Source organism: Nitrospirota bacterium (assembly GCA_020846775.1).
Classification (GTDB): Bacteria; Nitrospirota; 9FT-COMBO-42-15; order HDB-SIOI813; family HDB-SIOI813; genus RBG-16-43-11.
Map to the genome: position 1 here is coordinate 1 of JADLDG010000076.1, position 11967 is coordinate 11967.

The following is an 11967-nucleotide window of genomic DNA, read 5'->3' on the forward strand; positions in this document are numbered from 1 at the left end:
ATACGGGTTATAACCTATGCGCTTTAAGGTCAATTGGCGAAAACGCCGGGACCTCTGAATTTGAGCCGCATCTGCGCCGTGGTCTTGAATATTATCGTAAGCACTTTTTCAGGGAAGATAGTGCACCTAAGTATTTTCACAACCGTACATATCCCATTGACATTCATTCTGCAGCACAAAGTATCATCACTTTATTGATCCTTAAAGACCTGGCTGAGGATAGCATTGAGGCAGCCCTTTCAATCTTCGAGTGGACAATGAAAAACATGAGGGATGAGCAGGGATACTTCTATTATCAGGTTCTTCCTTACTTAAAGAACAAGATTCCGTATATGCGGTGGTCACAGGCATGGATGCTACTGGCTCTCGCAACGCTTCTCGAGAAAGTCAAACAGGTTAAGCAGGCGGAGGTGCTGCGATCAGAAGTAATTCAACAGGATTGATGTTGTGCAACAGATAAATAAAAACCATTTGCCATCATATGTTCTCATAACACCCGCTCGGAATGAAGCAGCATTTATTGAATTGACATTAAAGTCCATGATTGCTCAGACTGTTCCACCACTCAAATGGGTTATTGTAAGTGATGGATCAACAGATGGAACCGATGATATAGTCAAGAACTATACTGCGGAGAACAAATGGATAGAACTGGTACGTATGCCTGAGCGTACTGAGCGTCATTTTGCGGGCAAGGTTCATGCGTTTAATGCCGGATATGCCAGGGTTCAAGACCTTGAGTACGATATCATCGGCAGCCTGGATGCTGACATATCTTTTGAGGCTGACTACTTCTCCTACTTGATGGGGAAATTTGCCGAGGATTCTCAACTGGGAGTCGGCGGGACCCCTTTCAGGGAAGGTTCGCGTCAGTATGATTATCGTTTTACGAGCATTGAGCATGTCTCTGGAGCTTGCCAGTTATTCAGACGTGTATGTTTTGAGTCTATAGGAGGATATAAACCGATCAAGGGTGGAGGGATAGACTGGACCGCAGTTACCACTGCCCGCATGAGAGGCTGGAAGACAAGGACTTTTACTGAAAAGGTATGCATTCACCACAGAAAGATCGGTACCGGCAAGAGCAGGCAACTTGCTGCATCTTTCAGATTCGGTAAACAAGATTACTATTTGGGCGGGCATCCACTTTGGGAAGTCTTCAGAAGTCTCTACCAGATGAAATCAAAACCTTATGTTCTGGGTGGATTGTTTCTATATTCCGGATATATCTGGGCGTTTCTGAGTAGAGTGGAAAGGCCTATACCCCGAGAACTTGTCGAGTTTCGCCGGAAGGAGCAGATGCACAGATTAAAAAATCTGGCCCTTAGAATGCTTGGCAGTTTCAGATAATCCTTTAGACGATTATTTAATCACTCGTTATGATAGACGAATTTGTCACGGCAAAAACAGGGAGGTTCTGTTCATGAACGAATATGCGGACGAAATTAGTGTAAAAGGCCGGCGAGTCAAAGTTAAGGCTATAATAGCTGAAAATATGAATATAGTTGTAACTGGTAAATTTATTAAAACAGCCAGGATCAAGGAAGAATGGGATTCCGATGTGAAGAACCCGTCGGCGTTAGTTGCTGAACTTAAGTCGAGACGAGCTAAAGCTGATATCTTTACTTTCTGGCAAAGACTTCCAAAAGTTAAACCACTATTTAATGACTATCATATGGAATGGGACAATATAGCTGCGCTTCCCATCACCAGTTATGAGCACTGGTGGAATGAGCAAATACGATTTAAGGCCAGAAATAAATTCAGGAAGGTAGAAAAACTGGGAGTTAATGTGACTGTTGTTCCTTTCAGCGACGAACTCGTTCATGGGATAATGGGTATCTATAATGAGTCACCTGTAAGACAAGGTAAGCCATTTTGGCACTATGGAAAAGATTTTGATACTGTCAAAAGGGAGAACTCAACATATCTTGATAGAAGCGATTTTATTGGTGCTTATTACCACGACGAATTGATTGGATTTATTCGATTGGTAAATTACGGGCAATTTGCTTTTATAATGCAGATTATTTCAATGATGAAGCACCGTGATAAAGCACCTACCAATGGCTTGATAGCCAAAGCTGTGGAAGTGTGTGCGCAAAAGCAAATTCCTCATCTCGTATATGCAAAATATGTCTATGGCAGTAAGGGGGCTGACACATTAACTGAATTTAAGCGAACCAGTGGTTTTGAGAGGATAGAGATTCCGCGATATTATATTCCCCTGACATTAAAAGGCAAGTTGGCATTAAGGCTGGGTCTCCATCATAGTTTAGCAGAATTGCTTCCGAAGAAACTGGTCGTTCATCTAATTGGTATGCGGAATAAATGGAATGAGAAAAAGTACGGAAGTAGAAATCTTCAAAAAGATGATTGATCTATAAGGCCCGATAAATAAACTTAAAGATATAGAAAATAAATATTAAGCAGCGGGAGGAAAATGCCGGGAATTGTCGGGATAATAAGTAAAAGTTCGATTCAGGAAAATGCATCATTGCTTCGGCAGATGTTGGATTGTATGATTCACGAACCATCTTATACATCAGGAACCTATGTCAATGAACGACTTGGCCTGTCCGCAGGTTGGGTGAATCGCTCAGGATCGTTTACAGATTGTATGCCGGTATGGAACGAAACCAACGATGTCTGTTTGATTTTTTCTGGTGAAGACTTTACTGACATATTTGAGACGGACCGCCTCCGGGCTCAGGGGCATCAGTTTGATGCAGAGAATGCCTCCTACCTGGTGCATCTATATGAAGAAGTTGGTCATAAGTTCTTTGAAAGACTTAACGGCAGATTCAGCGGTGTACTGGTTGATCTCCGCAAGCAGAGCGTCATAATATTTAATGATCGGTTCGGGTCAGATCGGATTTATTATCACGAGAAGACTGACAGTCTCTTTTTTTCTTCAGAGGCAAAATCACTTCTGAAGGTTTTACCAGAACTTCGACAATTGGACAGCATGGGCTTGGCAGAGACTTTTTCCTGCGGTTGCGTACTGCAAAACAGGTCTCTTTTTAAGGGCATATCGTTGCTTCCCGGTGGATCGAGGTGGGAATTTAATGGTGCTGGCCGCATCAGGAAGACAAGCTATTTTAACCCCGATATCTGGGAGAAGCAGCCATTATTGGCAGGTGAAGAGTATTATAACAGGTTGAAGGAAACGTTCAATAAGGTTCTTCCAAGATATTTTCACGGAAAGAACAAAGTCGGCATGTCCTTAACGGGAGGCCTGGATGGCCGAATGATAATGGCCTGGGCGAAGCTCTTTCCAGGGAGCCTTCCATGTTATACGTTCGGTGGTACGTATCGTGACTGTACCGATGTCAGGATTGCACGCCGGGTTGCAGAGGTCTGCAGCCAACCTCATGAAACCATTATCGTTGGTCCCCAATTTTATTCGGAGTTTTCGAAACTGGCCGAAAAGGCCGTATATATTTCTGACGGGGCAATGGACGTTACTGGATCCGTTGAACTTTACGTCAACAGGATCGCACGACAGATTGCACCGGTTCGTATGACAGGGAACTACGGTTCTGAAATTTTGAGAGGTAACATAGCATTTAAGCCTGGTTCCCTGAGCGAAGGGCTATTAGCGCCTGAATTTTTCAGACAGGTTCGAGCGGCATCAACGACTTACGACAGTGAGCGGCAATGTCACCTTGTGTCGTTTATAGCATTCAAGCAGGTCCCCTGGCACCATTATTCACGACTCTCAGTGGAGTTATCGCAACTTACAATGCGGTCGCCTTATCTTGATAATGATATTGTCTCGCTCATGTATCAGGCGCCGCAGGATCTTCTTTTGAGCAAAGTGCCGTCATTACGCCTCATCGCGGATGGAAATGCTAAGTTGGCAAGGATACCAACTGATCGCGGGCTTCTATACCACCCGCTTCCGGCTATAACTAAATGCCGGAACCGTTACGAGGAGTTTACGTTCAAGGCGGAATATGCATATGATTATGGTATGCCGCAGTGGGTGGCGAAGATTGATCATGTTTTTGCACCATTTCATATTGAAAGACTGTTTTTAGGGCGACACAAGTTTCATCATTTCCGGATATGGTATCGTGATAAATTGTCCCAGTATGTAAAAGAAATCTTGCTTGATCCCCTCACCCTTTCGAGGCCCTACCTTGACGGTCGGCGGATGGAAATGATGGTTCGGAGTCATACGGAGGGCAAGGGAAATTACACATCTGAGATACACCGCATCCTTACCTGTGAACTAATCCAGAGAAAATTGATCGAACAGGGCTAAGGATCCGGGGGCCCTCGCTGTCTCTGTCTAGAAGCGACAGGAGATCACGAGAAGAAGGTCTTGTTGTGCTGGTATGATAATCATCAATGCCGATGACTGGGGACGGTCTCGATTGGAGACGGATATTGCTATGTCGTGCTACCAGGAGGGCAGGATTACTTCAGTAAGTGCAATGGTATTTATGGAAGATTCCGATAGAGCTGCCCAGATTGCGAAAGATGCAGGGATCGACGTCGGACTCCATTTGAATTTGAGCCAGCGATTTACTGGTCAATTTCGGGCTGTGATGTTGCAGGAATATCACGATCGTATCGTCCGGTTCCTGACTATGAACCGCTATGCACTGCTCCTGTATAACCCCTTTTTGAGGAAACAGTTTAATTATGTATATCAGGCCCAGGTCATGGAATTTCGACGACTATATGGAAGACCACCGTCCCATATTGACGGTCACCATCACAAACACCTTTGTACCAATATTCTGCTCGACGGGGTGATCCCCGCAGGCGAAAGGATTCGCAGGAATTTCTCATTTTGGCCTGGCGAGAAAGGTGTCCTGAACAGATCGTATCGGAACCTGGTCGACAAATGGCTTGCGAACAGGTATCGTATAACAGATTATTTTTTCGGGTTATTGCCATGCTTCCAGAGTGACGAACTCGCAAGCATTATTGCGCTGTCAGCATCAGCAACAGTTGAAGTTATGACACATCCTGCTAATAAGAAGGAATATGCCTGCCTGATGAGCGATGACTATCTTGCCAAACTGCGCCAACTGAAAAAGGGTACATATTCCGATATATAATTTGACCATTTTCAGAAGGGACACTTCGAATCAACAACGCCAAATATAAAATGTCTGTAGGACGTGATCACATCAACGTCTGTATATGCACTTTCAAGAGGCCGGAACTCCTGCGGCGGTTGCTGATTGAATTGAGCCATCAACGCACCGATGGGCTATTTGGTTATTCGATCATTGTTGCAGACAACGATCAGGAAAAATCGGCATTGCCAGTCATAGAGTCATTCCGCCAGGCATCCGACATAGACATACGATATTGCGTCGAACCGGAGCAGAACATTGCCCGTGCTCGAAATAGGGCAGTTGAGTGTGCTGAAGGAAACCTCATAGCCTGCATTGACGATGATGAGTTCCCTGTGCAAACCTGGTTGTTTGAACTATTTCAGGCTTACTGTACATTTAAGGCAGATGGAATACTTGGTCCTGTTTTACCTTTATATGAAACAAAACCTCCCAAGTGGATAATAAAAGGCAAATTTCATGAAAGACCATTGCATGCAACGGGGACTGAACTCCCATGGACTTTGACACGGACTGGAAATGTTCTGTTTAAAAGGGATTTATTTGACGGGAAGAAAAATATGTTTGATCCGGGTTTCGGCAGCGGTGGTGAAGATAGAGATTTCTTCAGAAGGATGATAGGTCAGGGCCGCAAATTTGTTTGGTGCGCAGAAGCTCCTGTTTATGAAACCGTACCTCCAGAACGGTTCAAAAGGTCCTTTTTGCTGAGGAGGGCCTTGTTGCGGGGTAAGATCGCCTACAATCAAAATCTTGTTGCATACATCAAGTCGCTCATCATTATTCCGGTTTATACAGTGTTGCTGCCTTTTCTTTTCTTAATACGCCATCACATATTTATGAAGTACCTGATCAAGTATTTCGATCATATTGGCAGATTGCTAACGCTATTCGGTATTGATGTTGTGAAACAAAAATACATCGTTAAATAACACTACAAACACTTAAGTCGCTTTAAGTAGAAAACGTTTTTATGACAAATTCCAATTTTATAGTGACCTATTCAGATCCGATTCTTGTAACAGGTTCTAATGGTTTTATTGGTTCACGAGTGGTAGATACACTTCTGGATTACGGGTTTCTGGATTTGCAATGTCTTGTTCGTCCGTCGAGCAACTTGACATCGTTGCAGAGGGTTATTGAATCGCATCAGGCGGCTAAGGTCGAGGTGATCAAGGGTAATTTACTGTCTCAGGAAGACTGCAATGCCTTGACCGGGCGCGCTCGAATCATTTATCACCTGGCGGCAGGACGTGGAGACAAATCCTTTGCCAACGCGTACCTGAACAGCGTTGTGACGACAAAGAATCTTCTGGTCGGCGCTTCGCTCCATGGTGCACTCAAACGTTTTGTCAATATCAGCTCATTCTCAGTCTATTCAAATTGGAAATTAAAGCGTGGCGGACTACTCGATGAAACATGCGATATCGAGACCGGCCCAGAGGCCAGGGGCGAGGCCTATTGCTATGCAAAGGTCAGGCAAGAGGAGATAGCCGTAGAGTATTGTAAAAAGTTCAATTTCCCTTATGTAATCCTTCGGCCGGGAGTCGTGTACGGTCCCGGCAATAAAGGGATCCACGGACGAATTGGAATCGGAACTTTCGGTATTTTCCTTCATTTAGGAGGATCCAACAGAATCCCTTTATCTTATGTAGACAATTGCGCCGAGGCCATCGTACGTGCAGGTATAGTGAAAGGAGTTGACGGCGAGATTTTCAATGTAGTTGATGACGACCTCCCGACAAGCAGAAAATTTCTGGGCATTTACAAGAAGAATGTTGCGGATTTCAGGTCCGTTTTTGTTCCCTACAGGATATTTTACCAGTTCTGTCATCTCTGGGAGAGCTACTCAAAATGGTCGCAGGTACAGTTGCCACCAGTATTCAATCGAAAGATGTGCTCGAACTACTGGAAGGGAAATCGTTACAGCAACGAAAAGTTGAAGAGCTTACTGCAGTGGAAACCAAAGGTGGGATTCAAGGAAGCTGCAATGCGCTACTGTGAATACCAGAAAGCGTGTGCTGTAAGGAAATGATTAATGTCGGCATCATCGGATGCGGAAAAATTGCTGATTCCCATGCTGAGCAGATCCGACGCATTGAAGGCTGCAGGATTGTCGGTGTCTGTGACCGGGAAGAGCTGATGGCCAAGCAGCTTGCTGAACGGTTTCATGTCGAGAGATACTTTCATGATGTTCGTCGTTTTCTGGACGAATCCAGGCCCACTGTTGTTCATATCACAACTCCACCTCAGGGTCACTTTGCTCTGGGGAAAATGTGCCTGGAGGCCGGTTGTCATGTATATGTAGAAAAGCCGTTCGCCGTCAATACGGCCGAGGCCGAGGAACTGATCGGGATCGCAACAGCCAAAAAACTGAAGATTACTGCAGGACACGACGATCAGTATTCGCATGCAGCACGACGGATGCGCGAATTGATACACCAGGGTTATCTGGGCGGGTCTCCCGTTCATATGGAAAGCTATTATTGCTACGATCTCGGCGATCAGCAATATGCAAAAGCCCTCCTGGGCGATAAACAGCATTGGGTAAGGGCCTTGCCCGGCACCTTGATGCAGAACAACATCAGCCATGGCATCAGCAGGATCGCGGAGTTCATGCCTGATGACGATCCTGTCGTGATTGCAAATGGTTTTGTGAGCCCCCTATTAAGAGGGATGGGCGAGTTAGACATTATTGATGAGGTGAGGGTCATTATCAGCAATGACCGCAACACAACGGCTTACTTTACGTTCTCAACACAGATGCGCCCGACTCTTCGCCATTTTAGGATATATGGCACACGGAATGGCCTTATGATGGACCATGACCAGCAAACGCTTATTAAAATCAAGGGATCGAAACACAAAAGTTATTTGGAAAAATTCATCCCGCTTATTGATTTCTCATCTCAGTATGCGGCTAACTTTCTTAAGAATATGCACAGTTTCCTGAAAATGGATTTTCACATGAAGTCCGGTATGAAATTCCTGATAGAATCATTCTATCGGTCTATTGCAGACAACACGGAACCACCTATACCCTATCGTGAGATCATCCTTACATCCAGAATCATGGACAGCATTTTTAACCAGATAAGTCCTTGAAAAAAATCCAGACGTTTTTAATATGATATTCTTGTTATTGAACTGAGATTAGTAAACTATGCCAGCACAAGTAGCATTAATTATATATTTGCTTTTCATTCTTTGGCTTTTTGCCAGAGATCGAAAATTGCGTCCCATGACATCAAATGCGTTATGGATTCCACTGCTGTGGATCATGATGATAGGATCGAGACCTATATCGTTATGGTTAGGATCAGGAATACAAATTGATTCACCTGCGGATTACATCGAGGGGAGTCCATTAGATCGCAATGTATACCTGCTCCTTATTATTGCGGGACTTATTGTATTGCTGAGACGCAGAGAAGCCTGGAGCAAAATATTAACATCGAACCGCTGGTTTATTGTCTTCTTTTTATATTGCTTTTTAAGTATTATATGGTCTGACTATCCTTTCGTTAGCTTTAAGAGATGGACTAAGGAGTTAGGAAATGTTGTCATGATATTAATTATTCTAACAGAAAAGAATGAAGTCAGTGCATTCAAAGCTGTATTCGCCCGTTACACCTACATAGCAATACCGCTTTCTGTTCTATTTGTAAAGTATTTTCCAGATATCGGCAGATACTATAATCCTTGGACGTGGACACCTGAGTACTGTGGAATCACAACGAATAAAAATGAACTTGGATACGTTATTGCTATTTGTGGTGTGTTCTTTGTCTGGGATTTAATTGAAATGCGAACTGCTGGCAGCGGATTAACCAGTAAAGCGGAATGGTTTCGCAACGCTGTGCTGCTGTTGATGATTGCCTGGTTGATTGCTGAAACGAACAGCTCGACTGCACTTGTAACTATAATTCTTGGGGTTGGCATAATTCTTTATATGCGTCGCCCCATTGCCAAAAGACAGATTAATAATCTCGGAACGTACACTTTAGTAACAGTTTTTCTGGTCCTCTTCCTATACTCCGTTCCGGGTCTCCTTGACGCATTAGTAAAAATGGTTGGAAGGGACATGACCCTGACAGGACGTACCGATCTATGGGCTGACTTGCTGAGGGAGCCAATCAATCCCCTTATCGGAACAGGTTACAAGAGCTTCTGGCTGGGGCCTGGCGCTCAACGTATGTGGATGAAGTATTATTTCCATCCTAATCAAGCGCATAACGGCTACTTGGAAATGTATTTGAACAGCGGATTGATCGGAGTGAGCCTGCTAATTGCTATGATTATTTCGACGGGCAGTAAGTTGAAGAAGGAACTTTTGTCAGGAAATAGCTTCGGAATAATTAGGTTTTCTTTTTTAGTTGTTGCCGTTCTCTATAACTGGACAGAAGCTATGTTTACAGGTCCGAACCTTTTGTGGATAATCCTGCTTATTGCAGCATTAAACTATCCGCGTCCGCCCATTACCATAAACAGGGCGACGGCTATATGAACATCGCCCATCTGTTTATTGGGCAGAGTACTCTTATTTGACAAACAGCTCAAGAATACGCATGCTGGAGAATGTCGCCAGGTGCCGTTTGAATAGTTATCGTGATTAGAATCACTTTATTTTGATTTTTTCTTTGTTATAATTCAAAATGATGAAAGATCCTTTTTGATGGATACAAAAAAATAAAAAGCGGAGGATAGCAAATGAAACATGAAAAAACTATGGTAAAAAGCGACAAGTTTGGAGCTGTATTCATAGTATTTACTTTTTTTTTCCTGGTGATACTGACCGGACTTGCAGCGATCGCAGATGCATATACGCTTCCTCCCGCCCGCAGGGTGACTTGGCAAGGTAATGCAGGAGTAAGTGGAGACATACCTGTACGAAACACTATTTGTGCAACCATTGATGCAGGCACATATGGTAATGGTACAACTGATGCTTCTACTGTTATCAATAATGCTATCGCCAATTGTCCTGTAGGTCAGGTGGTTTATCTTCCTGCTGGAACGTATAAGACAAAATATGAGCTGGTTATTAATAAAGGAATTACATTGCGTGGTGCAGGTATGGGGTTAACAATCATTAAACCTGAGGTAGGTACTGGACTTAGTTCCGGCGGTAGTTCTTATGGTAATAAGGTAATAAAAACAGGTTCACAGTATTCTGATTGGAATTTATCTACAGTAACTTGGAAAAACATAACAGGTAACCCAGTCAAGGGAGATACTCTAATTACCACAACTGCGGCTCATGGTTTTTCTGCCGGAGATTGGGTGCATATGGATATGTTGGGGTCAACGACTGGTCCCCCAAGAGTAGACAATAATGGAAGCGAAGGTGGTGGTGAGTATTTAGGTCGTTTTGGTACAAGGACTATTGGACAAATGGTTCAGGTTGTTACTGTACCATCATCAACCACTTTTACTATTAATATACCTTTAATGTGGGATTATAATTCAACTTACAGTCCTCAGGTAGCAAAGTTGCCAAATATTATTGAAGGGATTGGTTTAGAAGGATTTACGATAGAAAACTATGCTGCTAATATCGCATATTTGGTGGACATGTCATGGTCTGCGAATAGCTGGATGTATCATGTGGAACTTCATGGTGTCAAATTTACCTTCATGAATCTTTACCAAACCTCACGGGTTACACTAAGAGGAAATAAAATTCATGGTCGTGCATCCACAGAAATAGCTCAGCCAATGGAAGGATATGGACTAAGGATATGGGTTAGAAATACAGCCCTCTTGGTTGAAGATAATATAATACATGATTGTGCTATGTTTATAATGACTAATGGAAATGCGGAGGGTAATGTATTTGCTTATAATTATTTCACTGCTCCTACGCATGGAGCAAATGGTTATACAGGTGCAACAGTATGGTTTCACGGGGCATATAGTACTATGAATTTATTTGAAGGAAACATTTTTGAATCTAAAATAATAAATGACCTTTATCACGGTAGTAGTGGTGTAAATACATTCTATAGGAACAAAATAACAAATGAAACAGGATCATCGGGGTCAAGAAATTGGATATTTGATTTGGAATCATATTCCCAGTGGTACAATATAGTAGGTAATGTGCTTGGTACTAATGGGTATGAAACAACATATCTTCAAAATATGACATCAACCGCAAATAAGGCTATTTATTCAGTTGGGGCTGATTTCTCGTATGGTAGTATTCCAAACGATCCACTTGTAAATTCCACAATGCTTCGTCATTACAATTGGGACAGTGTTACTAAGGGGACACGCTTGTGTTCTGATAGTGGAGAACCAGGCTGTCAAGGCGGCGCCAATGATACTTCACTTCCGGCGTCATTATATCTATCTTCAAAACCTTCCTGGTGGGGAAGTTCAGTGTGGCCTCCTATTGGACCGGATGTTCCGGGAGATGCCGCGAGTATTCCTGCAAAGGATCGTTTTCTGAATGTTGCACCAGCAAAGATTCCTTCTCCCCCGGTTCTTCATTAATCAGTCCTAAATAATTCAAGAAAATAGACATTGTGAAACGGAATCCATGGACATACCGGATTCCGTTTCATGACCTAAAGAGAAGAATCATCGGGCATTCCTCCATATTCTTCTCAAAGTCTTCGTCATTAGGGTGGCATATCCCTGTCATAGTATTAAATAAACCTTGTCAGATCTGTGTTAAAATATGACAAAATCCGACCTTGTTGAAAAAATGCAGAAGGAGTATCAAGACTTATAATAAATATGGGAGGCCAGATAAATGAAAGCAGTTATTCTCGCAGGCGGACTTGGAACAAGATTATCGGAAGAAACAAGTGTGAGGCCAAAACCGATGGTAGAGATTGGAGGAAAGCCGATAATCTGGCATATCATG

Annotated in this window: 11 protein-coding genes; all 11 read left to right on the top strand. The window is 43.3% G+C overall.

Going from position 1 to position 11967, the window contains the following annotated elements; genetic code table 11:
* Positions 1-443 (top strand): delta-aminolevulinic acid dehydratase (locus IT392_09705; GenBank protein MCC6544759.1); only part of this gene is annotated, 443 nt, incomplete at its 5' end.
* A 28-nt stretch (positions 444-471) separates the two neighbouring features.
* Complete coding sequence (locus tag IT392_09710) at positions 472-1350, top strand: glycosyltransferase family 2 protein (protein ID MCC6544760.1); 879 nt, start codon at positions 472-474, stop codon at positions 1348-1350.
* Between the two features lie 73 nt (positions 1351-1423).
* Positions 1424-2380, top strand: a complete 957-nt coding sequence (locus IT392_09715; protein MCC6544761.1) for a hypothetical protein — start codon at positions 1424-1426, stop codon at positions 2378-2380.
* Positions 2381-2443: 63 nt separating this feature from the next.
* Positions 2444-4270 carry a hypothetical protein gene (locus tag IT392_09720; protein MCC6544762.1) on the top strand — a complete coding sequence of 609 codons (1827 nt, stop codon included), beginning with the start codon at positions 2444-2446 and terminating at the stop codon, positions 4268-4270.
* A 73-nt stretch (positions 4271-4343) separates the two neighbouring features.
* The gene (locus IT392_09725; protein ID MCC6544763.1) at positions 4344-5075 is read left to right on the top strand and encodes a ChbG/HpnK family deacetylase; all 732 of its coding nucleotides are present in this window, start codon (positions 4344-4346) and stop codon (positions 5073-5075) included.
* A 50-nt stretch (positions 5076-5125) separates the two neighbouring features.
* A complete protein-coding gene (locus IT392_09730) occupies positions 5126-6025 on the top strand; it encodes a glycosyltransferase family 2 protein (protein ID MCC6544764.1) in 900 nt (299 codons plus the stop codon).
* Positions 6026-6066: 41 nt separating this feature from the next.
* Complete coding sequence (locus IT392_09735; protein ID MCC6544765.1) at positions 6067-7128, top strand: NAD(P)-dependent oxidoreductase; 1062 nt, start codon at positions 6067-6069, stop codon at positions 7126-7128.
* Positions 7125-8198 (top strand): Gfo/Idh/MocA family oxidoreductase, encoded by a 1074-nt coding sequence (locus tag IT392_09740; GenBank protein ID MCC6544766.1) that lies wholly within the window; start codon positions 7125-7127, stop codon positions 8196-8198. Before IT392_09735 ends, IT392_09740 begins: the two co-directional genes overlap by 4 nt.
* Before the next feature lie 460 nt (positions 8199-8658).
* Entirely contained in the window at positions 8659-9600 is a 942-nt protein-coding gene (locus IT392_09745) for an O-antigen ligase family protein (protein ID MCC6544767.1), read from the top strand.
* Positions 9601-9803: 203 nt separating this feature from the next.
* Positions 9804-11591, top strand: a complete 1788-nt coding sequence (locus IT392_09750) for a hypothetical protein (GenBank protein ID MCC6544768.1) — start codon at positions 9804-9806, stop codon at positions 11589-11591.
* A gap of 262 nt (positions 11592-11853) precedes the next feature.
* A partial coding sequence (locus tag IT392_09755; GenBank protein ID MCC6544769.1) for an NTP transferase domain-containing protein occupies positions 11854-11967 on the top strand: 114 nt, incomplete at its 3' end.

Coding starts and splice junctions, on each gene's coding strand:
- IT392_09715 (MCC6544761.1), top strand. CDS start 1,424: ATGAACGAATATGCGGACGAAATTAGTGTAAAAGGCCGGCGAGTCAAA.
- IT392_09720 (MCC6544762.1), top strand. CDS start 2,444: ATGCCGGGAATTGTCGGGATAATAAGTAAAAGTTCGATTCAGGAAAAT.
- IT392_09725 (MCC6544763.1), top strand. CDS start 4,344: ATGATAATCATCAATGCCGATGACTGGGGACGGTCTCGATTGGAGACG.
- IT392_09730 (MCC6544764.1), top strand. CDS start 5,126: ATGTCTGTAGGACGTGATCACATCAACGTCTGTATATGCACTTTCAAG.
- IT392_09735 (MCC6544765.1), top strand. CDS start 6,067: ATGACAAATTCCAATTTTATAGTGACCTATTCAGATCCGATTCTTGTA.
- IT392_09740 (MCC6544766.1), top strand. CDS start 7,125: ATGATTAATGTCGGCATCATCGGATGCGGAAAAATTGCTGATTCCCAT.
- IT392_09745 (MCC6544767.1), top strand. CDS start 8,659: ATGATATTAATTATTCTAACAGAAAAGAATGAAGTCAGTGCATTCAAA.
- IT392_09750 (MCC6544768.1), top strand. CDS start 9,804: ATGAAACATGAAAAAACTATGGTAAAAAGCGACAAGTTTGGAGCTGTA.